23 protein-coding genes are annotated in these 26,131 nt (G+C 57.4%); 5 read left to right on the top strand and 18 right to left on the bottom strand.

Annotated elements, in window-relative coordinates:
• Positions 1 to 7: 7 nt before the first annotated feature.
• From tadA to guaB, 4 genes are read right to left on the bottom strand one after another with little or no spacing between them, the layout of a single operon-like run.
• Entirely contained in the window at positions 8 to 1,204 is a 1,197-nt protein-coding gene (gene tadA, locus AEP_RS01875; protein WP_087493818.1) for a tRNA adenosine(34) deaminase TadA, read from the bottom strand.
• 10 nt (positions 1,205 to 1,214) lie between these two features.
• The gene (locus tag AEP_RS01870; RefSeq protein WP_232459904.1) at positions 1,215 to 3,053 is read right to left on the bottom strand and encodes a putative bifunctional diguanylate cyclase/phosphodiesterase; all 1,839 of its coding nucleotides are present in this window, start codon (positions 3,051 to 3,053) and stop codon (positions 1,215 to 1,217) included.
• A 56-nt stretch (positions 3,054 to 3,109) separates the two neighbouring features.
• Complete coding sequence (gene guaA, locus AEP_RS01865; RefSeq protein WP_087493817.1) at positions 3,110 to 4,756, bottom strand: glutamine-hydrolyzing GMP synthase; 1,647 nt, start codon at positions 4,754 to 4,756, stop codon at positions 3,110 to 3,112.
• 12 nt (positions 4,757 to 4,768) lie between these two features.
• On the bottom strand, positions 4,769 to 6,238 hold the full coding sequence (guaB, locus tag AEP_RS01860; RefSeq protein ID WP_087493816.1) for an IMP dehydrogenase: 1,470 nt from the start codon (positions 6,236 to 6,238) through the stop codon (positions 4,769 to 4,771).
• Between the two features lie 73 nt (positions 6,239 to 6,311).
• Here guaB and AEP_RS01855 point away from each other — a divergent pair, with 73 nt between their 5' ends.
• A complete protein-coding gene (locus AEP_RS01855; protein ID WP_087493815.1) occupies positions 6,312 to 6,821 on the top strand; it encodes a DUF4124 domain-containing protein in 510 nt (169 codons plus the stop codon).
• A gap of 26 nt (positions 6,822 to 6,847) precedes the next feature.
• Here AEP_RS01855 and AEP_RS01850 read toward each other — a convergent pair whose 3' ends face one another.
• Together AEP_RS01850 and AEP_RS01845 are read right to left on the bottom strand one after the other, a co-directional pair.
• Positions 6,848 to 7,213 carry an RnfH family protein gene (locus tag AEP_RS01850; RefSeq protein ID WP_087493814.1) on the bottom strand — a complete coding sequence of 122 codons (366 nt, stop codon included), beginning with the start codon at positions 7,211 to 7,213 and terminating at the stop codon, positions 6,848 to 6,850.
• Positions 7,203 to 7,646 (bottom strand): type II toxin-antitoxin system RatA family toxin, encoded by a 444-nt coding sequence (locus AEP_RS01845; RefSeq protein ID WP_087493813.1) that lies wholly within the window; start codon positions 7,644 to 7,646, stop codon positions 7,203 to 7,205. The genes AEP_RS01850 and AEP_RS01845 overlap by 11 nt, the downstream gene beginning before the upstream one ends.
• Before the next feature lie 80 nt (positions 7,647 to 7,726).
• Between AEP_RS01845 and smpB the strand changes: the two genes are divergently transcribed.
• The 4 genes from smpB to AEP_RS01825 all read left to right on the top strand — a co-directional run bounded on the left by smpB (position 7,727) and on the right by AEP_RS01825 (position 10,031).
• Entirely contained in the window at positions 7,727 to 8,200 is a 474-nt protein-coding gene (smpB, locus tag AEP_RS01840; protein ID WP_087493812.1) for an SsrA-binding protein SmpB, read from the top strand.
• Between the two features lie 90 nt (positions 8,201 to 8,290).
• Complete coding sequence (locus AEP_RS01835) at positions 8,291 to 8,665, top strand: COG4315 family predicted lipoprotein (protein ID WP_087493811.1); 375 nt, start codon at positions 8,291 to 8,293, stop codon at positions 8,663 to 8,665.
• Positions 8,666 to 8,671: 6 nt separating this feature from the next.
• Positions 8,672 to 9,202 carry an RNA polymerase sigma factor gene (locus tag AEP_RS01830; RefSeq protein ID WP_087493810.1) on the top strand — a complete coding sequence of 177 codons (531 nt, stop codon included), beginning with the start codon at positions 8,672 to 8,674 and terminating at the stop codon, positions 9,200 to 9,202.
• Between the two features lie 10 nt (positions 9,203 to 9,212).
• Complete coding sequence (locus AEP_RS01825) at positions 9,213 to 10,031, top strand: anti-sigma factor family protein (RefSeq protein WP_087493809.1); 819 nt, start codon at positions 9,213 to 9,215, stop codon at positions 10,029 to 10,031.
• Positions 10,032 to 10,050: 19 nt separating this feature from the next.
• Here the strand turns inward: AEP_RS01825 and AEP_RS01820 are convergent, their stop codons facing one another.
• From AEP_RS01820 to AEP_RS01765, 12 genes are all read right to left on the bottom strand, one after another.
• The gene (locus AEP_RS01820; RefSeq protein WP_087493808.1) at positions 10,051 to 11,163 is read right to left on the bottom strand and encodes an enoyl-CoA hydratase/isomerase family protein; all 1,113 of its coding nucleotides are present in this window, start codon (positions 11,161 to 11,163) and stop codon (positions 10,051 to 10,053) included.
• Positions 11,160 to 12,032 (bottom strand): DMT family transporter, encoded by an 873-nt coding sequence (locus AEP_RS01815; protein ID WP_087493807.1) that lies wholly within the window; start codon positions 12,030 to 12,032, stop codon positions 11,160 to 11,162. Before AEP_RS01815 ends, AEP_RS01820 begins: the two co-directional genes overlap by 4 nt.
• A gap of 135 nt (positions 12,033 to 12,167) precedes the next feature.
• The gene (typA, locus tag AEP_RS01810; RefSeq protein ID WP_087493806.1) at positions 12,168 to 13,991 is read right to left on the bottom strand and encodes a translational GTPase TypA; all 1,824 of its coding nucleotides are present in this window, start codon (positions 13,989 to 13,991) and stop codon (positions 12,168 to 12,170) included.
• Between the two features lie 14 nt (positions 13,992 to 14,005).
• On the bottom strand, positions 14,006 to 15,007 hold the full coding sequence (gene truB, locus AEP_RS01805) for a tRNA pseudouridine(55) synthase TruB (RefSeq protein ID WP_087493805.1): 1,002 nt from the start codon (positions 15,005 to 15,007) through the stop codon (positions 14,006 to 14,008).
• Positions 15,008 to 15,011: 4 nt separating this feature from the next.
• Complete coding sequence (gene rbfA / locus AEP_RS01800; RefSeq protein WP_087493804.1) at positions 15,012 to 15,380, bottom strand: 30S ribosome-binding factor RbfA; 369 nt, start codon at positions 15,378 to 15,380, stop codon at positions 15,012 to 15,014.
• A gap of 14 nt (positions 15,381 to 15,394) precedes the next feature.
• Complete coding sequence (gene infB / locus AEP_RS01795) at positions 15,395 to 18,325, bottom strand: translation initiation factor IF-2 (RefSeq protein WP_087493803.1); 2,931 nt, start codon at positions 18,323 to 18,325, stop codon at positions 15,395 to 15,397.
• Positions 18,326 to 18,349: 24 nt separating this feature from the next.
• On the bottom strand, positions 18,350 to 19,846 hold the full coding sequence (gene nusA, locus AEP_RS01790; protein ID WP_087493802.1) for a transcription termination factor NusA: 1,497 nt from the start codon (positions 19,844 to 19,846) through the stop codon (positions 18,350 to 18,352).
• Positions 19,847 to 19,910: 64 nt separating this feature from the next.
• Positions 19,911 to 20,510: a ribosome maturation factor RimP gene (gene rimP, locus AEP_RS01785; protein WP_087493801.1), complete on the bottom strand. Its 600-nt coding sequence runs from the start codon at positions 20,508 to 20,510 to the stop codon at positions 19,911 to 19,913.
• A gap of 147 nt (positions 20,511 to 20,657) precedes the next feature.
• Entirely contained in the window at positions 20,658 to 22,262 is a 1,605-nt protein-coding gene (locus AEP_RS01780) for an ABC transporter ATP-binding protein (RefSeq protein WP_087493800.1), read from the bottom strand.
• Complete coding sequence (locus AEP_RS01775; protein WP_087497137.1) at positions 22,259 to 23,314, bottom strand: ABC transporter permease; 1,056 nt, start codon at positions 23,312 to 23,314, stop codon at positions 22,259 to 22,261. Before AEP_RS01775 ends, AEP_RS01780 begins: the two co-directional genes overlap by 4 nt.
• Complete coding sequence (locus AEP_RS01770; RefSeq protein WP_087497136.1) at positions 23,280 to 24,305, bottom strand: microcin C ABC transporter permease YejB; 1,026 nt, start codon at positions 24,303 to 24,305, stop codon at positions 23,280 to 23,282. The genes AEP_RS01775 and AEP_RS01770 overlap by 35 nt, the downstream gene beginning before the upstream one ends.
• Positions 24,302 to 26,101: an extracellular solute-binding protein gene (locus AEP_RS01765; protein ID WP_087493799.1), complete on the bottom strand. Its 1,800-nt coding sequence runs from the start codon at positions 26,099 to 26,101 to the stop codon at positions 24,302 to 24,304. Before AEP_RS01765 ends, AEP_RS01770 begins: the two co-directional genes overlap by 4 nt.
• Positions 26,102 to 26,131: the final 30 nt, after the last annotated feature.

Genomic DNA, 26,131 nt, shown 5'->3' with positions numbered 1-26,131 from the left:
TCGCCCATTATCCCTGTTCGACCATACGAAAAAGCGCCTCTTCGACTTCCTCGCCTAACTCAAAACGGTTAGAACTGACCGGACGGAGTAAACAAATAAACCCGTCGTTATGTTTATGAGCAAACGAACTATGCAACCTACCCTTAAAGATGGCTGTATGCCCGGCGTCCGGAAACGGGGCCGTTGCAACTCGATACTGAGTGGGGCTTAAATCTGCCAGAAAATGCCGTTCTCCCGCCCGCCCTGGTCCGATCGTTGTCTTCACAGAATGGGCTATACCGGTGTCACGATAGGAATCCTCATCATCGCAGCGATCCAAATGCACGAGTTTTGTTGCGGCCCAGTCAGTCGATTGAACCAACGTTGAGGCTATGTTTGCGCTTGAGCCTAATGCAATGATGGTTTGGGGGATCATGTTCAAATGGGAAAGCAAATCGCCGAGTACCCTGGCATGCGCCCTATCGTTATGCCATGCAGCTTTCTTGGGCTTGTCACTCAGTCCACACCCAATGAGATCTGGGCAAATGGTTCGCCATCCTGCAGACTCAAATTTCGAAACCAGTGAAACAAACTGCTCAGACCAATACGGGAACTCATGAAGACAAAGCACGGTTTTACGTGAGATTGCAGGGTGGACATCTCGATAGTGCAACCTGAAGCCTTCGCGCCCTAAATGGAAATGGCTGGGCAAGTTGCTAGACAATAAACCTGTGAAACGGGATTCTGACGTACGAAGCGTATCCTCTCTCAATGGAATTGAGGATGCGATTTTTCTTGCACGGCTACGTTCAAAAAAACGCACCAGGATGTCAGAGCACTCCTGTGAAAGCACGCCACCCGATACCTCGGCGTGATGATTGAGCTTGTCCACCGCAAACAAATTCAATACAGACCCCGCGCAACCTGTTTTGGGATCGGCAGCACCAAACACAACACGCTCTATCCGGCCGTGGAAAATCGCGCCACTGCACATAGCACATGGCTCAAGAGTTACGAATAGCTGAAGTCCAGATAGTCGGTGCGTGCCACAGACTCTTGCCGCTTCTTTGAGCGCTACTACTTCTGCATGGGCGCTGGGATCATTCCATTCAATGGTCCTGTTGCGCCCCTTCGCGATAACTTGACCACCTTTCACTACGACTGCACCGACTGGTACCTCGCCAGCCAACTCTGCCTCGATCGCTTGCTCCATGGCAAGCGACATGAAATATTCGTCAGATTGAAGCAAAAGCACCGCGGGCTTGTAGCCACTCTTTTAACAAGGGTGAAGTCATAGGCTTGGCATAAAGATACCCTTGACCCTCGTGACAACCCAGATCTTTGAGACGCAACGCCTGCTCAGGAGTCTCAATACCTTCCGCAATGACTTTGAGCTGAAGATTGCGTCCCAATTCAATCACCATCGAAGCAATATGACCACCCAAAACATCGCCACCCAACTCCGACACGAAAGCGCGGTCAATTTTCAGACGGTCAATGGGTAACTGACGGAGCTGACTGAGCGAAGAATATCCAGTACCAAAGTCGTCAATGGCAATAGAGATGCCAAGTTGACGTACTCCATGCAAGGTCTCCAGCATGAACTCGGCGTCTTCCATCGCCACAGATTCGGTGATTTCCAACTCGAGGCAACTGGGGCTGATTCGAGTATCCAGCAATGCCGCATTTAGTTTATCCAGGAACTCTGGGTGGCGAAACTGAATCTGCGAAACATTCACGGACATTCTTACGTCGCCGAGTCCCAATCCCTGCAACCTGACCAATTCATGGCATGCCATTCTGAGCACCCAATCGCCTATCGCCACTATCATTCCCGAAGCCTCTGCGAGTGGAATAAACCGGTCAGGAGGCACAAATGTGCCGTCCTCATTACGCCAGCGGATCAACGCCTCCATTCCGATTACGGCACCCGAAACGAGATCAATCTGAGGCTGGTAAACGATGAAAAGCCGCTCACTTTCTACCGCACTGCGAAGACTCTGAAGCAACCGGACTCGCTCTCGTATGTCAGAGCCCATTTCAGCTGAAAAGAAAACAAAGCTGCCTCGCCTGCTTTTCTTGGCGCGCTTGAGCGCGATATTGGCATCCTTCAAAGCATCCCGACCACAGACGCCACCCGAAAACAAGCTAGTTAGCCCCATGGTCGCCGTGACCACCATGGCATCGTCCTGTACGAGGAAGGGCGTACGGAACAATGCCAACACGCGGAGCGGATCAACCACTTCAGCCGGACCCATCAAACCGAATGTATCGCTACCGATCCTCGCCAATACGGCATCAGGTCCCAGCTCCAACTTCAATCGGTCTGCAACCGCTTGAAGCAATCGATCGCCCTGCTGATGGCCAAGCGCATCGTTGATTTCCGAAAAGTCATCGATATCAAGAATAGCCATCATCTCGTTGCTCAGGGATGCGTTAGCCAACCTCTCGTCACTGATATCAATAAACTTGTTCCGGTTGGGCAGACATGAAAGCCGGTCGTAGAACGCCATCTCGTCAAGCTTCCGGATCTGCTCATACGCGCGCAATGCCGCAGTGACGGTGGCGTAAAGCTTGGTCCGTGTCAGCTCGGACTTCGTCTTGTAGTCGTTGATATCGAAATCATGAATGGTCTCGATTTCAGGTGCGTATCCGGGCTGCCCTGTACGCAAAATAATGCGTAAATCCGTTAGTTTCAATTCCTTGCGTATGGTTTTTATCAACGCCAGTCCAGCGTCCTCGCGCTCCATCACCACATCAAGAAGCACGATGGCTACGTCAGCCTCCGAACGAAGGATGTTGGCTGCCTCAGCCGCAGAGTAGGCATGCAAGAACTCTAATTGACGCCCCAGAATCAGGACACCTGCCAACGCGAAGGTCGTTGCCCTGTGGACGTCGGGCTCATCGTCAACAATCAAGAGTCGCCAGGTCAGCTCTTTTTCAAAGCCGATAACTGCGTCATCATCCAAAAACTGAAGTGCATCAGCGTCTGCATGTGGTTCCAACAGATTCCCAGTACTCATGGAAACATTGTGCACCAAGCTGCGATCGAAAGCCAAATGAAAAACGGACATCAGGGGTAGTCCCTAGATGTCCGCTTCTTACCTAACACGCGTTAAATACAGAAACATCACTCCCACTCAATAGTGGCAGGAGGCTTGCTGCTCACGTCATAAGTCACCCTGTTGATGCCACGAACCTCGTTGATGATTCGTCCTGACACGGTCTTCAACAGGCTGTACGGAAGTTCCGCCCAGTCGGCGGTCATGAAATCACTGGTTTGAACCGCTCGCAAGGCGACAACATAGTCGTAAGTACGACCATCCCCCATCACACCAACGCTCTTGACCGGCAGAAAAACGGTGAAGGCCTGAGACACTGCGTCATACCAGGTTTTTGGCGGCTTCCTGGGGTTAGCTCCTGGCAAAGTTGCACCCTCGTAAGGAGTTTTGCGGAGCTCTTCAATAAAAATTGCATCTGCGCGACGCAACAGATCGGCATATTCCTTCTTCACAGCGCCCAGAATGCGAACCCCCAGTCCGGGCCCCGGGAAAGGATGGCGATACACCATATCGGCAGGCAGGCCAAGTGCGACACCCAGTTCACGCACCTCGTCTTTGAAAAGTTCACGAAGTGGTTCGAGGAGCTTCAAGCCCAACTGTTCCGGCAAGCCACCTACGTTATGGTGACTCTTGATGGTGACTGCTTTTTTGCTCTTGGCTCCGCCGGATTCAATGACGTCCGGATAAATGGTGCCTTGTGCAAGCCATTTCGCACCATTTTTGCTTTCACCGGCAGCCGTCAGTCGTGCAGCTTCTGCTTTGAAAACCTCGACAAACTCACGGCCGATGATTTTTCGCTTGGCTTCCGGATCACTGACACCTGAAAGGTGGCCTAAGAACTGGTCAGACGCATCCACACGTATCACTTTGGCATGCAGTTTTCCAACAAACATGTCCATGACCATATCGCCTTCGTTCAATCGAAGTAGACCATGGTCAACAAACACGCATGTCAATTGGTCGCCTATGGCCCGGTGAATCAGGGCGGCCGCTACGGACGAATCAACACCGCCACTAAGACCCAGAATGACCTCTTCATCACCGACCTGTTCCCGTATCTTCTGCACTGCCTCAGCGATGTAGTCACCCATGATCCAGTCTGGACGAGCGTCACAAATCCCCAGAACAAAGCGTTCCAGCAATTCCTGCCCTTTACGGGTGTGAGTCACTTCCGGGTGAAATTGCACGGCATAAAATCGGCGCGCTTCGTCTGCCATGCCCGCAATAGGACAAGACGGATTGGACGCCATCAAAGAAAAGCCGGGTGGCATTTCTGTGACCTTGTCACCGTGGCTCATCCAGACATCCAGCAAGCCATGACCTTCAGCATTGGTCCCGTCTTGAATACCGTCCAAGAGCTTGGTGCGGCCATGTGCCCGAACTTGTGCGGCACCAAACTCACGGGTATGTCCGGCTTCTACCTTGCCGCCCAATTGCTGGGCCATTGTCTGCATTCCATAGCAGATCCCCAGCACGGGTATGCCCAGCTCAAACACTGCCTGCGGTGCCTTGTCCGTAGCTTCTTCGTAAACGCTCGCATGGCTTCCGGACAGGATCACACCCTTTAGATTCCCGTCTGACGCATAGGATTTAACCCACTCATCTGTGACGTCACAGGGATGCACTTCACAAAAGACATGGGCTTCGCGGACCCGGCGCGCGATCAGCTGAGTGACTTGAGAACCGAAATCAAGAATCAATATTTTTTGGTGCATGAGCGTGCGATATCAGTCAGCGCGGTAGTTGGGGGCTTCTTTGGTAATCTGCACATCGTGCACATGGCTTTCGCGGATGCCGGCAGTCGTAATCTCTACAAACTCTGCCTTGTCTTGCATGTCGGCAATCGTCGCGCAACCGCAATAGCCCATGCTGGCCCGGATGCCTCCAGCCATTTGGAACACGATCGCCACCATCGAGCCCTTGTAGGGAACACGACCTTCGATACCCTCGGGCACCAATTTGTCGGCGTTGGGATTACCTGTGCTGGACTCCTGGAAATAGCGGTCTGCGCTTCCCTGTTGCATGGCGCCGATACTGCCCATTCCACGATAGCTCTTGTAGCTACGGCCTTGGTAAAGAATAACTTCGCCAGGGGCTTCCTCAGTTCCTGCGAACATGCCCCCCATCATCACCGTGCTGGCTCCAGCGGCAATTGCCTTTGCAATATCGCCGCTATAGCGGATGCCACCATCAGCAATCAAAGGTACGCCAGTCCCGCGCAAAGCTGTTGCAACACTGTCTACGGCCATGATTTGAGGCACGCCAACGCCAGCCACTATCCGCGTTGTACAAATCGAACCAGGGCCGATACCGACTTTGACAGCGTCAGCTCCAGCCTCCACCAAGGCAAGCGCTGCGGCTCCAGTGGCAATATTGCCACCCACCACGTCCACTTGAGGAAAGTTCTGTTTGACCCAACGTACCCGGTCGATCACACCTTTGCTGTGTCCGTGCGCCGTGTCCACCACGATTGCGTCTACCCCGGCAGCAACGAGCGCTTCCACGCGAGCTTCTGTACCTTCGCCTACACCGACTGCAGCACCCACGCGCAAACGTCCTGTGGCATCGCGAGCGGCGTTGGGGAAGTTCAACTGCTTGGTAATGTCCTTAACGGTAATCAGCCCCTTGAGCTCAAAAGCGTCATTGACGACCAGCAGGCGCTCGAGCTTGTGCTTGTTCAGCAGCGCTTTTGCAGCTTCGGGCGTGGTGCCATCGGGAACGGTGATCAGGCGCTCACGGGGAGTCATGATTTCACGCACGGTCTGGTCGTAACGGGTTTCGAAACGAAGGTCGCGACCAGTCACGATCCCGACGACTTTACCGCCATCGCAAACGGGGAAACCGGATACACCCAACTGGTCTGACAGCGCCATGACTTGGCGAACGGTGGTTTCAGGCGTGATAACCACTGGGTCCCGCAGCAATCCGGACTCATAGCGCTTGACCTTTGCCACTTGCGCGGCCTGTTCGGCGGGAGTAAGGTTTTTGTGAACGATGCCCATACCACCCTCTTGCGCGATGGCGATTGCCAGGCGGGCTTCGGTCACCGTATCCATCGCGGCGGACACCAGCGGCAGATTCAGTGCGATATTGCGGGAAAAACGGGTGGCGAGGCTGGTGTCCTTAGGCAGGACTTGGGAGAACGCTGGTACCAACAACACATCGTCGAAGGTCAGCGCTTTGCCGAGAAGGCGCATGTCAAAGCTCCAAAAAGCGAATTGTACCCGCGCCATCCGGCGCGTCGTCCATCCAAAGCGCTAAACTTGGACCATGAAACTGATCAAGCCCCTCATTGCGATCACTTTGACCATCGCCTCACTCAGCGCCGTTGCTCAGTGGCAGTGGATAGACAAGGATGGAAGAAAGATATTCAGCGACCGGGGACCCGGACCTGATGTACCTGAGAAAAACATCCTGAAACGCCCCGCTGGCAGTAAACCTTCTGGGCCTTCAGTAGGCACTGAGGCGGCAACCACCAGTGCAACTTCCCCAGAGGCGGTGCCTGCCCTGCCGAAAGACGCGGGGGTAGACAAAACCCTGGATGCGAAGAAAAAGCAGGCTGAAGCAGCTGAAGCGGCGAAGAAAAAAGCTGAGGAAGAGAAGGTTGCCAAAGCCAAAGCCGACAACTGCAAATTGGCGCGGCAGGCCAAGGCAACGTTCGATTCAGGCGCCCGTATATCCCGTACGAATGCTTCAGGTGAGCGCGAGTTTTTGGACGACGCAGCCCGAGCAGCTGAGGCACAGCGTATTCAAGGCGTCATCGACGCTGACTGCAAATAGCGGAATTTGTCAAACCGCAAAGAGCGTCAGTATCCGGCCTTGCCGCCGACCCGGCGCCGCGCAAACAAGCCTGCTGACTTTGCCCCTTGTTTCGCGAAACGCTCTCTGCGGGCTACTTTGGGATCTACCCTCAGATCGCGGAGAATTTCAATGCGATCGCCATTCCGCAATCTGTCCTTGAAGCCTGCCTTCCGCCCCCAGACACTCACGACCAAAGCGTCAACCACGTCCGCAGGCAGGGCTTTCAACAACTGACTGTCAACAATCGCCTCTGCCACCAGGGCACCGGTTTTCATCGACAGCTGACACTGCTCGATTTGACGCGATCCAGGAGCGTAAAACACCGTCACTGACAGCGTGCCGTCCGGCGTCAACGTCGCCTCAGTCGCCATAGACCTGCTGTGCCCGCTTGACGAATGCATCCACCAAATTCGCCGCGATTTTGTCAAATACAGGTCCGACCAACTTTCCGAGTGTGGCATTTTCGAAACCGTAATTCAACGAAAGGCTCACTCTGCACGCACGTTGGCTGCCATCACCCACAGCCGCAAACAACCATTCACCGTCCAGTTTGGAGAAAGGTCCTTTGACAAGTTGCATGCCGATACGCTGGGCATCCAAATGATCGTTGCGAGTGGTGAATGTCTGCCGGATCCCGCTAAACGAAATGCCTACTTCGGCCGTCATGCCGGCCACATCCTGCTCGAGCACCCGGGCATGATCACACCACGGCAGAAACTGGGGATACCTCGCGACATCCGTCACCAAAGCATACATTTCGGCAGGGGTGTACCAGATCAGGACGGACTTGTTGACAGTTTTCATAGAATGCAGGGTTGCGCGGGATTGTAGACAAGCCCCAACGCGTGTCTTTCAATTCTGCCCTTCGCCCCCACTTTCACTCCATGGCCAAAAAACCCGAAACTGCCTCCCGCATCGCTGACAACAAAAAAGCCGCCTTCAATTATTTTTTTGAAGAGAGGTTTGAAGCCGGCCTTGTGCTCGAAGGCTGGGAGGTCAAGTCCCTGCGCGAAGGCAAAGTTCAGTTGACCGACGGCTATGTGGTTATCCGCGATGGTGAAATGTTCATCATCGGCCTGCAGATCAACCCCTTGCACACGGCCTCCAGCCACGTCAGTCCGGACAAAATCCGAACCAAAAAGCTGCTGTTGCACAAGGAAGAAATCAAGCGCCTGACCGGCAAGGTTGAACAAAAGGGCTACACGCTGGTGCCCATCAACCTGCATTGGAAGAGCGGGAAAGTGAAGTGCGACATCGCCTTGGCCAAAGGCAAAGCTGAGCACGACAAGCGAGACACCATCAAGGACCGCGAGGGCAAGCGGGAAGTCGAACGCGCCATGAAAGACCGGAACCGTTAATTTTTTCCGGCGACATGGAATAAACCGTCACGGCCCGGCGTTTATCTGGTGAGCACGCATCCCGCGGGCTTTACAACTCCGGAGTACTCCATGAAATTTCTCGCGATCGCCACACTTACCGCCGCCCTGCTGGGCGGCTGCGCGGCCATGGCGCCATCGGCACCCGTTGCCGTGAACGGCGGCATCTTGACCGGCAGCAACGGCATGACCTTGTACACCTTTGACAAAGACACAACCGGCAGTGGTAAATCGGTGTGCAATGGTCAGTGCGCGATCAACTGGCCCCCACTGATGGCTGCGGACACCGACAAGGCCGCCGGCGACTACAGCATCATCACCCGCGATGACGGCAAGAAGCAGTGGGCTCTCAAAGGCAAACCCCTGTACTTCTGGATCAAGGACACCAAGCCCGGAGACGCCACCGGCAATGGCGTGCAGAACGTCTGGCGCACCGTCACCCCCTGATTCACCATGGATGCAGCGCAGCTCAAAGAGCAGATACCTGCGCTGCGCCGCTACGCCAGAGCGCTTACCTGCAGCGCATGGGCCGCGGATGATCTCGTGCAGGACACACTAGAGCGTGCCTGCACGAAATGGACCTTATGGACCGCAGGCAGCAACCTGCGAGCATGGTTGTTCACCATCATGCACAACATCTACGTCAGTGATGTACGGCGAATCATCCGGCATCAAGCGGCAACCGATCCGGAAGGGCTTGAAGGAGAAGCCTCAGGCCTCACAGCGCCCGCCTCCCACGCAGACAGTCGCATGGACCTGCAACGTTGCCTGCTCCAACTACCCGAAGACCAGAGAACCGTCCTCCTACTGGTGGCATTGGAAGACATGAGCTATGCAGAAGTGGCCAAGATCACCGGCAGCCCCTTGGGCACCGTGATGTCAAGGTTGTTCCGGGCCCGGACACGTTTGCAAAACCTGATGGATGGAGCACCCGCCAGCAGCAAAAACGGTGCGGACGTTGTTCCTCTCCAACGAGTGCGTTGAGAACCTGCCTATGAATCACCCTTCTTCCCCTCCCCCGCGCCCGGATGATGTGCATGCCTGGGTTGACGGGCGCCTCCCGGAGGATCAGCGTGCGACATTGGAAGACCAACTACGGGATCAACCCGCATTGCTGGCAGATGCACAGGAATGGAAACGCCTAAACCAACGCATCAGTGAATTGCATGCTGAGGTTCTGGATGAACCATTGCCGACGCATCTGCTGCAGGCGGCGTCACAACTCGGTCAGCGTCAACAGCAAAAAAACCAATGGACTCGCTGGGGTGGTATGGCTGCCAGCGTGTTGTTTGCATTCGGGATGGGCTGGTTTTTGCAACCTGTGCTGAGCGGCTTTAGCCCTGGCACTTACGCCAGCCAACAGCGCAGCGAAAAGGCATTTGTCATGCAAGCGAGTGTGGCCCATGCCGTGTTTTCACCGGAAGTGAAGCACCCCGTCGAAGTCAGTGCAGCAGAACAACAGCATCTGGTTCAGTGGCTTTCCAAACGCTTGGGGCGCGAACTCAAGGTGCCCGATCTGTCCGCCCAAGGCTTTCAGCTCATGGGTGGGCGTCTTTTGTCGGGGGATAGCGGTGCCCGCGCCCAGTTCATGTTCGACAACGCCACCGGCAAGCGCGTCACCTTGTATGTGGGCGGTCTCTCCAGCACTACGAACGCATCCTCAACAGTAACCTCGTTCCAGTTCAGCCAACAGGGCAAGAACCTCAGCTTTTACTGGGTAGACCGCAATTTCGGTTACGCCCTGACCGGCGACCTGGACCGCCCTGCCCTCATGACCTTGTCCGAAGCCGTGTACGCCCAACTTCCACGCTGAGCGGAGTCGCCGGTTCGCCTTAGGCAAGCGTACGCAAGGGGTGAGCGTTCGCGGGCCATGGGCTGTCAAAGAAAGGGGCCACCAGGGCGGTGGTCACATCCTCAATCCGTGCCGGGTTCCACTGTGGCTGGTGGTCCTTGTCCACCGCAAGTGCACGGATGCCCTCCACCGTTTCACTGCGCGCTCCGGCGCGATCCAAATGGCGGGTGACGAAGCAGTGCCGCACCATGTCACGCTCCATGCGCAAGTCCTCGGCGAGGCTCATGGTGCGCGCTCTGCGCACCTGCTCCAGCACCACATGCAGCATCAGGGGCGAACGCTTGCGCAAAGTCGCTGCAGTATTTTGTGCCCACTCAGAACTGTCGGCCTCCAGAGCACCCACGATAGACTGCACATCCGCCCGAGAAAAATAGGCATCAATTTGATCTCTAGCGCCTATGGAGTCTGCGTGAGCAGCTATAGAAAATGTAGCAAACCAAGGATCGAGTGAAGCTGCAGACTCCCAATCCACGCCAGCCAAGGCATCCCAAGCTTCCTGGAGTCGGCCTGCGTCCAGCATGTGGTCCGCCAATTGCACCGCAATAGCAGCGTCTGCACCAATAGCCTCTCCGGTCAGTGCCAACCACTCGCCGGTGCTACCCGGACAACGGCTCAAAAAGTAGCCTCCACCCACATCCGGAAACAGGCCGATGTTGGTTTCGGGCATGGCCATCTTGGTTCGCGAGGTCACCAAACGGTGTGACGCCCCTTGGCTGATACCCATGCCCCCGCCCATCACGATGCCGTCCATGAATGCCAAGTAAGGCTTGGGATAGGTGTGGATGAGGTGGTTGAGAGCGTACTCCTCCGTGAAGAAGTCCTCCAAAGCCGGGTCGCCTGCCAGTGCCGCAGCGTGGAAAAAGCGGATATCCCCGCCTGCACAAAATCCGCCGAAGGGGCCTTCTTTGTTGCTGCCGCGGATGGCCACTGCATGGATACTGGAATCATCCTTCCACGCCAAAAGAATTGCTGTGAGCGAGCGCACCATGCCCAAGCTCAAGGCATTCAATGCTTTAGGGCGGTTCAGGGTGATGTAACCCACCCCGCCGCTCACCTCGGTAACGACATCCAGACCCCATTCTCCGTGTTTCATTTGCGTTGTCTCCATCCAATCAGTTCATTCACCAGCAGCGCACCGATGACCAAGGCACCGCCGGACACAACGGCACTCCCTGGCGCCTCGTTCGCACCCAGCCACGCTAGCAAAATGCCGAAAATAACCTCCAGCAATTGGAGCAAGGATATCTCGGGCGCTTTCAGCACCTGGGCCACCCGCACGCTCAAGACACAGGGCACGGCGAGCTGAAAGACGCCCAAAAATCCCAACAGAGCCACGTCATGTGCAGTTGCTTGCAAGGGCAGCGCCAGGGGCAAGGTGACGATACAAGAAATCACGCCACCCACCCACACGGCGGGCATCAGGTCGATGTCATGCCCTTGGTCGTGGGCGTGCTGCGTCACCGTCCAATTGGTCGCGCCCGCAATGGGCACACACAGGGCGACCAAGGTTCCCCACAGCGTGATGCTGTCTACTTGCGAGGCATACATATACACAATGCCCGCGCCTGCCACCAGCACCGCTATCCAGGTGCGCGCCGGTATGCGGTGCCCGATGAAGATGCGCGCCATCAGGGCAGTCAGCAGAGGCCCCATGGACATGGTGACCAACACATTGCCCACCGAGGTCAGGGTGAGTGCCACCATGAAGGCTGTGAACATCACGCTCCAGCACACGCCGGAAAGCCAGAACGCTGGCGTAGCACTGCGCAGTTTGGCGAACACGCCCCGCCCGCTCACCACCGGCAGGATCACCAGCAAGCTGATTACTGTGAAAAACGAGCGCCAGAAGGTCACTTCGAAGCTTCGCGCAGACTCCAAATGGCGAGTCACCACGCCGGCAGTGGACCACATCAGGGCGACCAGCACCATCAGCAAAACGGCGCGGTTGTGGGTGAGCTTCATACAGTTTCCTGTGCTGACATGCCTTGGGAGAAGGCATGGTGAAAACAACAACGCCGCGGGACCAGCTCTGCCGGACCGCGGACGTTGATTCCCCTTGCGGGGCGTTCATGCATCGGCTGTGGCCGGTCGCATGAATTAATCGCGGGAGGCGCGCTTGCGTTCGTGCTCTTTCAGGAAACGCTTGCGCAGACGCACGGACTTGGGCGTGATTTCCACCAGCTCGTCGTCCTCGATGAATTCGACACCGTATTCCAAAGTCAACTCGATAGGGGGAGTGATCTTGATCGCATCTTCCTTGCCGGACACGCGGAAGTTGGTCAGCTGCTTGGTACGGGTTGCGTTCACCACCAGGTCGTTGTCACGGTTGTGGATACCCACAATCATGCCTTCGTACACCGGATCGTTCGCCTTCACGAACATGCGACCGCGGTCGTCCAGCTTGCCCAAGGCGTAGGTGAAGATTTCACCGTCGTCCATGGAAATCAGCACACCGTTCTTTCGGCCACCGATGTCACCCTTGTGCGGCTCATAGCTGTCAAAGATGTTGGAGATCAGGCCGGAACCACGGGTCAAGTTCAGGAATTCGTTGGAGAAGCCGATCAAGCCACGGGCAGGAATGCGGTATTCCAAACGGACACGGCCACGGCCGTCCGGTTCCATGTTGATCAACTCACCCTTGCGTTCGCCCAGTGCCTGCATCACGCCGCCCTGGTGCTGTTCTTCGATGTCCGCGGTCACCAGCTCGATAGGTTCGTGCTTCTCGCCGTTGATGTCCTTGAACATCACGCGCGGCTTGGACACGGCCATTTCATAGCCTTCACGGCGCATATTTTCCAGCAGGATGGTCAAGTGCAGTTCACCACGACCCAGCACTTCAAACACGCCTTCTTCGTCGGTTTCGTTGACGCGCAACGCCACGTTGTGTTGCAGCTCCTTTTGCAGGCGGTCCCAGATCTGGCGGCTGGTCACGAACTTGCCTTCACGACCGGCCAAGGGGCTGGTGTTCACGCAGAAATTCATGGTCAGGGTAGGCTCATCCACCTTGAGCATGGGAAGTGGCTGGGGGTTGGCAGGGTCGGTCACTGTCACGCCGATACCGATATCTTCGATACCGTTGATCAACACGATGTCACCAGGGCCTGCCAGTGGGCTTTGCATGCGGTCCAGGCCCTGGAAGGTCAAGACCTGGTTCACACGGCCTTTCACAGCTTTGCCGTCAGGGCCTTCCATGACCACCACGTCCTGCATGGGCTTGATCGTGCCTTGGCTGATACGACCCACACCGATGCGGCCCACGAAGCTGGAGAAGTCCAGTGCAGAGATTTGCAACTGCAAGGGAGCTGTCGGGTCACCGGAGTTCGGTGGCACGTGCTTCAGGATGGTGTTGAACAGGGCCGACATGTCGGGGCCCCACTGCTCACCGGGAGCGCCTTCCTCCAAGGAAGACCAGCCATTGATACCGGAGGCATACACCACGGGGAAGTCCAGCTGCTCGTCGGTCGCACCCAGTTTGTCAAACAGGTCAAATGCAGCGTTCACCACCTTGTCGGGGTTGGCGCCGGGCTTGTCCACCTTGTTCACCACGACGATAGGCTTCAGACCCAAGGCCAAGGCCTTCTTGGTCACGAATCGGGTCTGGGGCATGGGGCCTTCTTGCGCATCGATCAGCAGCAACACGCTGTCGACCATGGAAAGGGCACGTTCCACTTCACCGCCGAAGTCCGCGTGTCCGGGGGTGTCCACGATGTTGATGTGGGTACCTTCCCAGCTCACCGCGCAGTTCTTGGCCAGAATCGTGATGCCGCGTTCTTTTTCGATGGCGTTGTTGTCCATCACGGTGTCGACCACTTTTTCGTGCTCGGCAAAGGTGCCGGACTGACGCAGCAACTGGTCAACCATGGTGGTTTTGCCGTGGTCAACGTGCGCAATGATGGCGATGTTTCGGATTTGTTTACTCATGGTTCACTTTCTGCTTACGCCCCGAGGGCCAAGGTTTCGTTACTCTGTTTCAAACTCTGTTCCAGGGCCTGCTGCTGGCCCAAGGTTTCGCTGATCTCCAGCGGACTCAGCAAACGCACGGGGATCAACTCCCCGGCTTTCACATGTGCCGTGCCCAACAGGGCTTTCGGCATCGTGGCGTATACCGCCACTTGCTCAGCATCCGCCCACGCTCCGCGCCTGCGCATGCCACTCAAAAATCGTGCCGCATTCTCACTGTCCAATGTGACAGTCACATGCTGTGGCAGCAAAGCATCGACGGGCAAGAGACACGCGAGGCGCTGCTCTTCCGTCATGGCCTCCAGGGCCTCCAAACTCACACACTGGCTGGTATCAAACCCACCCGTTCGGGTCCGGCGCAAGGCGCTCAAATGCGCACCGCAACCCAAGGCCTCGCCAATGTCCTCACCCAGGGTTCTGATATAGGTTCCCTTGCTGCACTCCACTACCAATTTGATAGCTGGTTGCGCACTATCCGTGGGCGCTGGCAGCTCTTTCAATGCATAAATCACCACATGGCGGGGCTCGCGCTCCACCTCAATCCCGGCTCGCGCGTACTCGTACAACGCCTTGCCGTCCTTCTTCAAGGCACTGTGCATGGGCGGCACCTGGGCAATCGGCCCGGTGAAGCGCTGCAACACGGCATCCAAATTTGCTTGCGAAACATCTACCGGCCGCTCACTCAGCACATCGCCTTCCGCATCGGCCGTACTGGTTTTAATGCCCAACCGCACGGTCGTTTCGTAGGCCTTGTCCGCATCCAGATGCATCTGGCTGAATTTGGTCGCCGCGCCAAAGCACAAGGGCAACACGCCCGTCGCCAAAGGATCCAGCGTTCCGGTGTGTCCTGCTTTTTCAGCCCGCAACAACCATTTGGCTTTCTGCAATGCCTGATTACTGGACAGGCCGATCGGCTTGTCCAGCAACAGCACCCCATGCACAGGGCGCCTTGCAACCCGTGCACGTGGCGCGTTCATGTGTTTAGTCCTCTTTGGCGCGCGATGACACCGCGCGAGCAATCAAGGCATTCATGTCAGCCGCACGTTCTGTGGTCTGGTCAAAAATGAAATGCAATGTCGGCACCGTGTGAATATGCAAACGCTTGAACAGACCGGCGCGCAAAAAGCCCGCAGCCTGGTTCAGGCCCTCTGCCGTCTCCACCGGATCGCCGACCAGCAAGCTGAAAAAGACCTTGGCGTGGGCATAGTCGGGCGTGACTTCCACACCCTGGATCGTGACCATGCCTACCCGCGGGTCCTTGAGCTCGCGCGCGATCAGCTCGGCCAGATCCCGTTGGATCTGGTCGGCTACCTGAAAGCTGCGATTGGGTGTAGCTGACTTTTTGCGCACTCGGGTTCTCTCGCTTACAGGGTACGGGCGATTTCTTTGACTTCGAAGAACTCCAACTGATCACCTTCTTTGATGTCGTTGTAGTTCTTGAGCTTGATACCGCACTCGAAGCCTTCTTTGACTTCGCGTACGTCGTCCTTCATGCGCTTCAGGGAATCCAGCTCGCCGGTGTAAATCACCACGTTGTCGCGCAACAAGCGGAAGTGCGCGTTGCGGGTAACAAAGCCGTTAGTAACCATACAACCTGCCACCGTACCGATCTTGGAAGCCACGAATACCGTGCGGATCTCGGCCATACCAATGACCTCTTCCCGCTTCTCGGGTGCCAGCATGCCGGACATGGCGGCCTTCAACTCATCGACCGCGTCGTAAATGATGTTGTAGTAGCGGATGTCCACACCATTGCCCTCAGCCAACTTGCGGGCGCCGGCATCGGCACGGGTGTTGAAGCCGATGACGATGGCCTTGGAAGCGATGGCCAGGTTGATGTCAGATTCGCTGATACCACCCACCGCAGAGTAGACCATCTGCACCTTGACTTCGTCGGTAGAGAGCTTGAGCAGCGACTGTGCCAAAGCTTCCTGCGAGCCCTGCACGTCCGCCTTGACGATGATGGGCAACATCTTCACGTCGCCGGCACCGATGTCGGAGAACATGTTCTCCAACTTGGCAGCCTGCTGCTTGGCCAACTTGGTGTTGCGGAACTTGCCTGCACGATAGGTTGCGATTTCACGGGCACGACGTTCATCGGTCAACACCATGAATTCGTCGCCCGCTTGCGGAACTTCAGTCAAGCCCTGGATTTCCACTGGAATGGAAGGTCCGGCAGTTTCGATCTTGTGACCGTTCTCGTCCAACATGGCACGCACCCGGCCATAAGTTTGACCAGCCAGCACCACATCACCCACCTTCAAAGTACCGGACTGCACCAGCATGGTGGCCACAGGACCGCGGCCCTTGTCCAGTTTGGCTTCGATCACCAGACCCTTGGCCATGGCGTCGACAGGCGCCTTGAGCTCCAACACTTCGGCTTGCAAAAGTACCTGTTCCAACAAGGCATCGATACCCATGCCGGTCTTGGAAGACACGGGCACAAACGGAGAATCACCACCGTATTCTTCCGGCACAACTTCTTCGACGACCAGCTCTTGCTTGACGCGATCCGGGTTGGCATCGGGCTTGTCGGACTTGGTGATCGCCACCACCAAAGGCACACCTGCCGCTTTCGCGTGCTTGATCGCTTCCTTGGTTTGCGGCATCACGCCGTCGTCGGCGGCCACCACCAAAATCACAATGTCAGTGGCCTGGGCACCACGGGCGCGCATGGCGGTAAACGCCTCGTGACCGGGGGTATCCAGGAAGGACACCATACCGCGGGGAGTTTCCACGTGGTAGGCACCAATGTGCTGCGTAATGCCACCGGCTTCGCCCGCCGCCACTTTGGCACGGCGGATGTAGTCCAGCAGCGATGTCTTGCCGTGGTCCACGTGGCCCATCACGGTAACCACAGGAGCGCGTGGCAAGGAAGGCGCTTCCTGACCTTGCACTTCGTCGTCGGTAAACGCTTCCGGGTCATCCAGCGCAGCTACCACTGCTTTGTGGCCCAGCTCTTCCACCACGATCATGGCAGTATCCTGATCCAGAGGCTGGTTGATGGTGACCATCTGGCCCAGCTTCATCAACTGCTTGATGACTTCAGAGGCCTTGATCGCCATCTTGTGCGCCAATTCGGCCACGGTGATGGTTTCGGGCACGTGCACTTCGATTACACGTGCTTCGACCGGAGCGGACTGCTGGTTGTGATGGTCATCACGATCGCGGTCATTGCCGCGACGGCCCTTGGGACCAGCACGCCAGTTGCTGGAACGCCCAGCGCCTGCCGTTGTGTCACCACGGGTCTTGAGTTCTTTCTTCTTGGCAGTGTCTCCAGCCCAGCTGCTGGACAGCTTGGCAGATTTGACTTCCTTGCCATTCCCGGCAGGTGCGCCCGCACCCGGGGCGCCAACTGCAGGTTTTGCCGGTTTGGCAACCGCGGATCCATTGGCAGGCTTGTGCAGCGTACCCTTCATTCCGGCCTTGGCGTCAACTGCAGGCTTGGGCTCTTCCACCTTCTTGGGCGCAACCATGACCTTCTTGGGAGCCGCCATCATGGAGCGGATGGCGGCAGCTTCGGCTTCCGCCTTGCGACGGCGTTCACCCAGATCGGCTGCACGTGCAGCTTCTTCAGCCGCAGCAGCCTTGGACGCTTGCGCAGCCGCAGCGGCACGTTCTTGCGCTGCAGCTTTGGCAGCAGCTTCGCTGGCTTGGGCGGCAGCAGCGGCATCCACAGCCTGTGCTGCGGGTGCTGCTTCGGCTTTGGCAGCCGGCTGGACCTGTGCCACTGCCTGCTCTTTGGCCAGACGGGCAGCGGCCTCAGCTTCACGCTCTGCAGCGGCGGCTTGCTCAGCAGCCGCCTTGGCACGGGCTTCCTGCTCTTCACGCTCGCGACGGCGTTGCGCCAGCTCTTCTTCCTGGCGGCGGATCAACTCTGCCTGACGGCTGGCCTCTTCCTCGCGGCGGGCCAATTCGGCATCTTCCAACGCTTGAGCAGCTTGAGCAGAGGCAACATCCTGCTCTTCAACTTCAGTCGTGCCTTCAACACCATCATCACGGCGGACAAAGGTGCGCTTCTTGCGCACTTCCACCTGGATGGTACGGGCCTTGCCAGTGGCGTCGGCCTGCTTGATTTCTGTAGTCTGCTTTTTCACCAACGTGATCTTCTTGCGTTCAGGGCTGGCAGTGCCGTGGCTGTTTTGCAAGTAGTTCAAGAGGCTGTGCTTGTCAGCATCGGTCAGCACGTCGGCTGCGGATGCCTTGGGCACTCCGGCAGACTTCAGCTGTTCGAGCAGGGTATCGGTAGATTTTTTGAGTTCATTGGCAAACTCGGCAACGGTCGTACTGGTCATATTCTGTGAAACCTTTCATGACCGTTACTCTTGAGAAGCGCCGTCATTGGTAAACCAATGCTCACGCGCCTTCATGATCAGGGCCTTGGCCTCGTCCGCAGACTGGCCGGTAATATCTGTCAATTCGTCCACGGCAAGGTCAGCCAGTTCATCGCGGGTGTGAACACCGCCGTCTGCCAGTTTGCCGATCAGTTCAGGGGTCAAGCCCTCCAGGTCGCGCAGATTCTGCGAAACCTCTTCCACGCTCTCTTCGTGGGCAATTTCCATGGTGAGCAACGCGTCTTTGGCGCGATTGCGCAGTTCATGCACGGTGTCTTCGTCGAAGGACTCGATTTCCAGCATTTCCTGCAGGGGCACATAGGCCACTTCTTCCAGGCTGGTGAAGCCTTCGGCAATCAGGATGTCGGCGATTTCCTCATCCACATCCAGCTTTTCCATGAACAGCTTGCGGCCGGAATCCGTTTCGTTCGCCAGTTTCTGGGCAGACTCGGCGGCGTCCATGATGTTGATCTTCCAGCCGGTCAGCTCGGAGGCCAAGCGGACATTCTGACCACCACGTCCGATGGCGATGGCAAGGTTTTCTTCGTCCACCACCACGTCCATCGCGTGACGCTCTTCGTCCACCACGATGGAAGTCACGTTCGCGGGCGCCAGGGCTCCGATGACGAACTGCGCGGGATCTTCGCTCCACAACACTATGTCGACACGTTCACCAGCCAGCTCGTTGGTCACACCATTGACGCGGGTTCCACGCACACCCACACAGGTGCCGATGGGATCTACGCGTTTGTCATGGGACAAAACTGCGATTTTGGCGCGGGAACCTGCATCACGTGCGCAGGACTTGATCTCCAACAAGCCTTGTTCGATCTCGGGCACTTCCTGGCGGAACAGCTCAATCATGAACTCCGGCGCAGAGCGCGACAACACAATGGGCGCACCGCGCAAGGTCAGGTCCACTTCCATGATCATGGCGCGAACGCGGTCACCTGTGCGCAGGTTTTCCTTGGGGATCATTTCGCCGCGGCGCAGACGGCCTTCCACACGGCCGCTTTCGACAATGATGTCGCCCTTGTCCATGCGCTTGACGGTGCCGACAAAGATCTTTTCGCCACGCGACATGAAGTCGTTGAGCAGCATTTCGCGCTCGGCATCACGGATCTTTTGCAAGATGACTTGCTTGGCGGCCATCGCACCGATACGGCCAATAGGCACAGACGCCACAGGCTCTTCGATGTATTCGTCAACTTCGATGTCGGCGATTTGCTCTTTGGCTTCAAACAGCAGAATTTCCTGGTCAGGCAATTGCAAACCGGCCTCATCGGGAACTACGTGCCAGCGACGGAAGGTTTCGTAGTTGCCGCTGTCACGGTCCAATGCGACACGGATGTCCACATCACCGGCGTACAACTTCTTGGTCGCCTGGGCCAAGGCTGCCTCGACGGCGCCCAACACCACATCACGTTCCACGTTCTTTTCACGGGAAATTGCTTCCACCAGCATCAACAGTTCGCGATTCATGCCATGACTCTCCTGAACACTCTAATCAACCAATACAAAAACGGATGGTGTGACAAACGGGCACTCAGGCCTCGTCCGTCTGCCCTTGGCCGCCACGGCCTTTGAAATTCACAATGGGTGCCAAACGGGCATCCCGCAATTCGTCGAATGCAAAGCCCAGCGCCTGCAGGGGCGGCGGTACACGCTTTTTGCTGACTTTCTGGCCCGGCTTGACCTCAGGGGCATCGCTCCAAACGATCTGCCATCCTGTGCTGCCATCAGCCGCTGGCACTCGCTCCAGCGTGCCACGGAACTTCTTGCGGTTGGCGCTGACCTGGCCATTGGCAGCAGCCCCCATGGGAGCCTTCAAGGTAATGTCAATCACGTGACCGGCAAAACGTTCGAAATCCTGCGTGTGACGCAGAGGGCGATCGATACCGGGCGAGGACACCTCGAGCCGCTTGTATTCCACGCCATCGACTTCCAGCGCGAACTGCAACTGGCGAGTCACTTTTTCGCAGTCTTCCACGTTTACAAACTGCTCGGACACAGGCTGACCTTCAACAGGCGCGACCCAAGGCAAATCGATGGTAATACGCAGCAAGCCTCCGGCAGAGCGTTCAATCTCTACCAAGTCATATCCCAGTCCTGCTACGGTTTGTTCAACGATTTCCTGTAATGCCACGTCTGTAAAGCCTGCCTAATGTTGAGCAACGAAATGCGAGTGAAAAACGATCGACCAAAAAAAACGGGCGGTAATTACCCGCCCGTTTGGTCGTGAGCTTTGGATTGTACTCGAAAAGCGCGCTAAGTCCCTTGATTCTTAAGGAAATTACGCACTCGCCGCGAGAAGCTTGACCGTGTAAGGGTGCACAGGTGCCTCCATCACGGCTTCAACACTACCGGATTCAACAATTTTGCCCCCCTGCATCACCAGTACCCGGTGCGCCATGGCCTTGATGACCGCCACATCATGGGTAATCAGGAGATATGCCAAGCCGCGCTCTTTCTGGAGTGACTGCAAAAGACGCAACACCTGCTGCGCCATGGTGACATCCAAGGCGCTGGTGGGCTCGTCGAGCACGATGACGGAGGGCTCCAGCACCAATGCCCGTGCAATCGCCAATCGCTGGCGTTGCCCACCGGAGAACTGATGGGGGTAGCGCTGCAGAATGGCGGGAAACTGCTGCTCTCCCATGCCGACCACCTCCAGCGCGGTCAACACGCGCTGACGCCGCGCGTCTGCAGCCAAGTCAGGCATATGCACATCCAGACCCTCGCCCACCAGCTCCTCCACCGTCATCCGTGGCGAGAGGGAAGAAAACGGGTCCTGAAAAACCACTTGCACCTGTTTGCGCAGCCCAACATCACGCGCGGCCTTGCCGGACCACGACTTGCTATCTACCTGGACCACACCCTCAAAAGCCGTCAAACCCAGAGCCGCCAGCGCCAAGGAGGACTTCCCAGAGCCTGACTCCCCTACGACACCCAATGTCTCGCCGCGATGCAACTGGAAGTCGGCGGAGTGCACCGCGGTGAATCGTCCGCTGGAGAACCACCCCCGAAAACCCGGCTTGGGAATGGGGTAGGTCACTTGGACCGATTTGGCATCGAGCAACAAGGGTGCACCGGGTGCCACGACAGGCACATTACGCACCGGTAGGCTGTCCAAGAGTTGGCGGGTGTAGGCGTGCTGGGGCCGTGCAAACACTTCCGCCACTGTGCCCTGCTCCACGATTTCACCCTTTTCCATCACCGCCACGCGATCTGCGAACTTGCGGACCAGATGCAAATCATGGGTGATTAGCAATACAGCCATACCCTTGCGTCGTTGCAAGTCAGTGAGCAAATCCAGAATCTGTTGCCGCACGCTCACGTCCAGCGCTGTCGTGGGCTCATCCGCCAGCAGCAATTTGGGGGCGCAGGCCAAAGCCATGGCGATCATCGCGCGCTGGCGTTGGCCGCCTGAGAGCTGGTGTGGATAGGCGTTCGCGCGCCGCGCAGGGTCGTCAATGCCCGTTTCCGCTATCAATTCAATAGCTGCCCGCGCAGACTCCTTGGGCGCCAGACCTTGTTTTTCCTCTAAAACCTCTGCAATCTGGCTGCCGATAGTGAATACCGGATTCAGCGCCGTCATGGGCTCCTGAAACACCATGGCGATGTCCTGTCCGCGAATGCCGCGCAGCTGCCGCTCCGGCAGGGCCAACAAATCCACTGGGCCGGAACTAGACGCAAAGTCCGCACGCCCCGTCACGCCGGCACCTTGCGCCAAACCCAGCAAGCTCAAAGCCGTGATGGTTTTGCCGGAGCCGGACTCTCCCACGAGCGCCAGCTTTTCCCCCGGCTGGATGTCGAAGCGGATGCCACGAACCACCTCACGATGGCCGAATGCCACCCGCAGCTCCTGTACGCTCAACAAGGCAGTTGGCTTGCTCATGTGTCTTGTTTCCGGGGGTCCAGGGCGTCACGCAGCGCGTCGCCCATCTGCGTGAGCAATAGCAAGGTCACTACCAGCACACAAAACGTGGACAACGAAATCCACCAGGCGTCAATATTGTTTTTCCCTTGGGACAACAACTCGCCCAGAGAAGGGGTACCGGGCGGAACGCCGAGGCCCAAAAAATCCAAAGAGGTAAGCGCCAGAATCGCCCCACTCATGCGGAATGGCAGGAAGGTCACCACCGGCGTCAAGCTGTTGGGCAGGATATGCCGCAGGATGATGGCCCGGTTGGACACACCCAGTGCTCTGGCTGCGCGCACGTAATCCAGCTGGCGATTGCGCAAAAACTCGGCCCGCACATAGTCGGACAAGCCCATCCAGCCAAACAGGCTCAGCAAAATCAGCAGCAGGCCCACACTGGGGGCAAACAGGGCACTGAAAATGATCAACAGATAAAGCTCCGGCATGGAGCTCCAGATTTCGATGAAACGCTGAAACACCAGGTCTGTTTTGCCGCCAAAAAAGCCCTGAATCGCACCTGTCAGGATGCCGAGCAAAACACCGGTCACGGTCAGCGCCAACGCAAACAACACGCTGACCCTGAAGCCATAGAGCAGCTGAGCCAGCAGATCACGGCCCCGGTCATCCGTGCCCAGCCAATTGGCGGCGCTGGGCGGTGCCGGGTTGGGCGCGGTCGCAAAGTAATTCAGTGTCTTGGGGCCGTAGCGGTTGGGGGCGAACAGCGCCCAGTTGCCAGGCTCCGAAAACTTTTGCTGGATGAAAGGGTCCAGGTAGTCGGTCGGCGTGGCGAAGTCGCCGCCGAAGGTGGTTTCCGGGTAATCCTTCACCAAAGGCCAATAGGTCGTGCCTTGATAGACCACGACCAGCGGCTTGTCGTTGGACACCAGTTCTGCTGCGAGGCTCAGCACCACCAAGCCGCAAAAAATGATCAGGCTGGCAAAGCCCAGTCGGTTACTGCGAAAGCGCCGCCAGGCGCGCAGTGCGGGGCCGGGATTATTCAAAGGTAACACGCGGGTCCACCCAGGCATAACAAAGGTCTGACACCAGCTTGGTCACCAAGCCGATGAGCGTAAACAGGTACAAGGTGCCCATGACGACAGGGTAGTCTCGCCGGATCACGCTCTCGTAGCTCAAGAGGCCCAGGCCATCGAGCGAAAACTGGGTCTCGATCAGCAGGGACCCCGTGAAAAATGCGCCTATGAACGCAGCCGGGAACCCGGTCACGATGGGAATCAAGGCGTTGCGCATCACATGCTTCCACAGCACTTTGCGCTCTGGCAGACCTTTGGCACGGGCGGTCAAGACATACTGCTTGCCGATTTCTTCCAAAAAAGAATTTTTGGTGAGCATCGCGATGGTGGCAAAGCTGCTCATCACCATGGCTGTGACCGGCATGGCGATGTGCCAGAGGTAGTCCGTCACTTTGGCGCCCCAGGACAAGCTCTCCCAATTTGCCGATACCAGCCCGCGCAGCGGAAACCACTGCAACTGCCCGCCAAACACCACCAGCAACGCCACGCCCAGCACGAAACCGGGAATGGCGAAGCCCACCAGCACCACGATGCTGGTCACCAAATCAAACCGGGAGCCCGCGCGGACCGCCTTGGCAATGCCCAGCGGGACCGCAATGCCGTAGCTCAGAAAGAAGGTCCACAGCCCCAAGCTCATGGAGACCGGCAGCTTCTCCCAGATCAGCTCAGAGACTTTGCGGTTCTGGAAAAAGCTGGTACCCAGATCAAAGCGGGCGAACTGGGTAAGCATCTGCCAGAAGCGCTCGGGGGCCGGTTTGTCAAAACCATAAAGCGCTTTGGCCTGCTCCAAACGCTTGGGGTCTACCCCTTGGGCGCCTCGATAACTGATGCCCCCTTCCGCACCCACGCCGGCACCTGCCTTGGCTTCCGCCAGATACTGCTCCACGGGCCCTCCGGGCACAAACTGCACCACGACAAAGGTCAGCAACAGCACGCCGAACAGCGTGGGCAGCATCAACAACAAGCGCTTGAGGGTATAGACCATCATGGCTTGGCCCACCAGGTGTCAATGGCCCAACCCTCGCCCTGGGCATAAGGTGGCATCTGCGCTGGCTTCTCCAAGCGCCAAGCGTTGTAAGCAATACGGTGCGTGGCTGCAGACCACTGGGGCACCAGGACATGGCTGTGGGCAATTACCCGGTCCAGCGCGCGGCAGGCGGGCAACAAAGCAGCCTTGGATTTGGCGCTGGTCATGTGCTGAATCAACGCGTCCACGGCCGGACTTTGGATGCCACTCAAATTTCCTGAGTCTTCCTGGTCTGCCGCTTTGCTGCTAAACAAATCCACAAACTCCTGACCGGGATTCTGGGTGCCTGCAAAGGCGATGGAAGTAATGTCGAAATCGAACTTCTGGAGTCGTTGCTGGTACAGCGCAAAGTCCACCGGACGGAACTTGAGCGTGACGCCGATTTTTTCCAGATTACGCGCCCACGGAGTCACCACCCGTGCACCGGCCTCATTGCTGTCCAGGTACTCCAACTCAAACGCCTGTCCTTTGGCGTTGCGCAAGGCGCCGTCGCGGTAGGTCCAGCCGGCGTCTTTCAACAAGGCTTGCGCCTTGCGCAAGTTATTGCGCAGAGAATCTTCGCCATCGGTGCGAGGGGCGATCGCCATAGCGCCGAAAGCAGCCTCCGGCACTTTGCCGTGCCACGGATTCAACAGTGCCAACTCTTGCTCTGGGGGCAGACCGGTGGCCTGGCAGTCGGTGTTGCCGAACAGCCCCTGCACGCGCTGGTAGGCGCCGTAAAACATCTGGCGGTTCATCCACTCGTAGTCCAGCGCCAGCCCCAGGGCTTGGCGCACCCGCACGTCCTGTAACAAGGGCTTGCGGGTGTTGAGCACGTAGCTCTGGAAACCCGTGGGCAACCGGTGTTTGAACTCCGCTTTGACCAACTCACCGCTGTCGAACTTGCGCCCGGTGACGCGTCGCGCCCAGTCACCGGCAGAAAAGAAACGCATCAGGTCGAACTCGCCGGCCTTCAAGGCTTCTAGGCGGGCCGTGCTGTCTTTGTAAATCTTGACCGTGATGCGGTCAAAGTTAGCGGTACCCCGGCGCACGTTCAGATCACGCGCCCAATACTGCGGGTCACGCACATAGGTAATGTCTTTGCCGAAGTTCACCGGGCCCACTTTGTAAGGCCCGCTGCCGATGGGGATATCCATCACGATCTGGTCGAAGGGTTTGAGCTTGCCACCCTCCTCGCCCCATCGGTGGCTGAAGACTGGCAGTCCGCCCACGGTCAGCGGCAGGTCGCGGTTGGGCTTGGCAAAGCGGTAACGCACGGTGCGTTCATCCAGCACATCCACCCCCAGCACGTCTTCCAGCAGGGTCCGAAACCCGGGGGATGCCAGCGGGCCTTTGAGCATGTCAAAGCTGTGCTTCACATCGCGCGCGAGCACCGGATCGCCATTGTGAAAACGCGCTTCAGTCCGCAATACAAAGGTGGCGCTCAAGCCATCTGCTGACACGCTCACGTCTTTGGCGAGCAGCCCGTAGCCTGCCGCGGTCTCATCCAATGCGCCGGCGAGCAGACTGTCAAACATCAGGCTGCTGAGGTAGGCAGGCGCCGAGCCCTTGACTGTGAACGGGTTGTACTTGTCGAAGGTGGAGACTCGTAAGTTGCTGACCAGCCGCAACTCACCACCTTTGGGTGCGGCCGGATTGACATAACTGAAGTGGGCAAAGCCCGGCGGATATTGCAGGTCGCCCCAGAGTGCATAGCCATGCGCTGCCCACGCGCTGCCCGCCATGAAACTCCACAGTAATGCCACCCATTTCCGCATGAGACAATTCTGCACCAGACCACGCATTTT

The sequence above is a fragment of the Curvibacter sp. AEP1-3 genome (assembly GCF_002163715.1).
GTDB lineage: Bacteria > Pseudomonadota > Gammaproteobacteria > Burkholderiales > Burkholderiaceae_C > Allorhodoferax.
This window is presented reverse-complemented; position numbering and strand designations above follow the sequence as displayed.

What these genes read in the sequence shown, in the direction of transcription:
- AEP_RS01780 (WP_087493800.1), bottom strand. Translation starts at nt 22,262, where the DNA reads ATGAGCAAGCCAACTGCCTTGTTGAGCGTACAGGAGCTGCGGGTGGCA.
- AEP_RS01775 (WP_087497137.1), bottom strand. Translation starts at nt 23,314, where the DNA reads ATGCCTGGGTGGACCCGCGTGTTACCTTTGAATAATCCCGGCCCCGCA.
- tadA (WP_087493818.1), bottom strand. Translation starts at nt 1,204, where the DNA reads ATGTCGCTTGCCATGGAGCAAGCGATCGAGGCAGAGTTGGCTGGCGAG.
- AEP_RS01855 (WP_087493815.1), top strand. Translation starts at nt 6,312, where the DNA reads ATGAAACTGATCAAGCCCCTCATTGCGATCACTTTGACCATCGCCTCA.
- AEP_RS01825 (WP_087493809.1), top strand. Translation starts at nt 9,213, where the DNA reads ATGAATCACCCTTCTTCCCCTCCCCCGCGCCCGGATGATGTGCATGCC.
- smpB (WP_087493812.1), top strand. Translation starts at nt 7,727, where the DNA reads ATGGCCAAAAAACCCGAAACTGCCTCCCGCATCGCTGACAACAAAAAA.
- guaA (WP_087493817.1), bottom strand. Translation starts at nt 4,756, where the DNA reads ATGCACCAAAAAATATTGATTCTTGATTTCGGTTCTCAAGTCACTCAG.
- AEP_RS01770 (WP_087497136.1), bottom strand. Translation starts at nt 24,305, where the DNA reads ATGATGGTCTATACCCTCAAGCGCTTGTTGTTGATGCTGCCCACGCTG.
- AEP_RS01870 (WP_232459904.1), bottom strand. Translation starts at nt 3,053, where the DNA reads ATGTCCGTTTTTCATTTGGCTTTCGATCGCAGCTTGGTGCACAATGTT.
- truB (WP_087493805.1), bottom strand. Translation starts at nt 15,007, where the DNA reads ATGAACGCGCCACGTGCACGGGTTGCAAGGCGCCCTGTGCATGGGGTG.
- AEP_RS01850 (WP_087493814.1), bottom strand. Translation starts at nt 7,213, where the DNA reads ATGGCGACTGAGGCGACGTTGACGCCGGACGGCACGCTGTCAGTGACG.
- infB (WP_087493803.1), bottom strand. Translation starts at nt 18,325, where the DNA reads ATGACCAGTACGACCGTTGCCGAGTTTGCCAATGAACTCAAAAAATCT.
- AEP_RS01845 (WP_087493813.1), bottom strand. Translation starts at nt 7,646, where the DNA reads ATGAAAACTGTCAACAAGTCCGTCCTGATCTGGTACACCCCTGCCGAA.
- AEP_RS01765 (WP_087493799.1), bottom strand. Translation starts at nt 26,101, where the DNA reads ATGCGGAAATGGGTGGCATTACTGTGGAGTTTCATGGCGGGCAGCGCG.
- guaB (WP_087493816.1), bottom strand. Translation starts at nt 6,238, where the DNA reads ATGCGCCTTCTCGGCAAAGCGCTGACCTTCGACGATGTGTTGTTGGTA.
- typA (WP_087493806.1), bottom strand. Translation starts at nt 13,991, where the DNA reads ATGAGTAAACAAATCCGAAACATCGCCATCATTGCGCACGTTGACCAC.
- AEP_RS01835 (WP_087493811.1), top strand. Translation starts at nt 8,291, where the DNA reads ATGAAATTTCTCGCGATCGCCACACTTACCGCCGCCCTGCTGGGCGGC.
- nusA (WP_087493802.1), bottom strand. Translation starts at nt 19,846, where the DNA reads ATGAATCGCGAACTGTTGATGCTGGTGGAAGCAATTTCCCGTGAAAAG.
- AEP_RS01815 (WP_087493807.1), bottom strand. Translation starts at nt 12,032, where the DNA reads ATGAAGCTCACCCACAACCGCGCCGTTTTGCTGATGGTGCTGGTCGCC.
- AEP_RS01830 (WP_087493810.1), top strand. Translation starts at nt 8,672, where the DNA reads ATGGATGCAGCGCAGCTCAAAGAGCAGATACCTGCGCTGCGCCGCTAC.
- AEP_RS01820 (WP_087493808.1), bottom strand. Translation starts at nt 11,163, where the DNA reads ATGAAACACGGAGAATGGGGTCTGGATGTCGTTACCGAGGTGAGCGGC.